Annotated in this window: 1 protein-coding gene; it reads left to right on the top strand. The window is 62.9% G+C overall.

What is annotated here, in order from left to right:
• The coding region (locus ACIPV6_RS23715; protein WP_400273244.1) for an IS3 family transposase at nt 1-1,119 on the top strand (1,119 nt) is incomplete at its 5' end.
• Between the last annotated feature and the right edge of the window lie 9 nt (nt 1,120-1,128).

Genomic DNA, 1,128 nt, shown 5'->3' with positions numbered 1-1,128 from the left:
GCTCTTGGACGCCATGGCCAAGAGCGCGGCGGCAACCGATCCCAAGGTGGAGGACCTGGAGCCCCGGCGCCCGGAATGGTTGACCCCAAAATCTGGAAAGACATCACCCTGAGCTTCGCTGCAAGGCTGGTCGCTGCTGGCTGGTCCGCGGTGAAGGCATGCGCTTTGGTGGGCCTGCACCGTACCACCTGGTACCGGCACCTGAACCCGCCGGCCCGTGCCGGAATCAACGTCCCGCAAGCTGAACGGTCCTACCCAAACCGGATCACAGCGGCCGAATCCGAGGAGTTCATGAAACTTCTCAACTCCGAGGATTACGGGAACCTCTCAGTCACCCAGGCGTACTATCGGATGCTCGATGCAGGGCATTGTTCGTTCTCCATCGCCGCAGCCCACCGGATCGTGGCCAGCCATGGACAAAACGGAGACCGACGCGCCCAACGCGGTGGAACCGGCCCGGCCCGGGTCAAACCCGTCCTTGAAGCTACCGCACCAAACCAGCTCTGGAGCTGGGACATCACGATGCTCCATGGCCCCGGAAAACACACCTACAGGCTCTACACAATCATGGACGTCTTCTCGCGCAAGGTCGTCGGCCACCGCGTCGAATACACAGAATCCGCGGCCCTGGCCGCAACACTGATCCGGGACTCCGTGGCCGAGAACGCGCGCTGCCCTGCGGTGCTCCACGCCGACAACGGCGCCCCGATGCGCGCAGGAACCACCCTGGAGCTTGCACGAACCCTGGGCATCACCTTGTCCTACTCCCGCCCACGGGTCTCCGATGACAACCCATACTCGGAATCCCTCTTCAAGACCGTCAAATACTGCCTGGACTTCCCGCAACGGTTCCGGGACCTCCAGCACGCCCGCGACTACATGGAAGGGTTCTTCACGGACTACAACACCAACCACCGCCACAGCGGCCTGAACTACTACACCCCGGACACCGTCCACCGCGGACTCGTCCAGCAAGCCCGCCGACAACGGCAAAGCACACTCGATGCCTGCTACGCCCGAAACCCACACCGCTACCGCCGAAGGCCCACCGCCCCCGGAATCCCACCAAGCGCAGGCATCAACCACAAACAACCCACCACGCTGTCACAAACAGCTTGATACATACCG

This window comes from Paenarthrobacter sp. NPDC089988, from assembly GCF_044748465.1.
In the GTDB taxonomy this organism is placed as follows: domain Bacteria; phylum Actinomycetota; class Actinomycetes; order Actinomycetales; family Micrococcaceae; genus Arthrobacter.
This window is presented reverse-complemented; position numbering and strand designations above follow the sequence as displayed.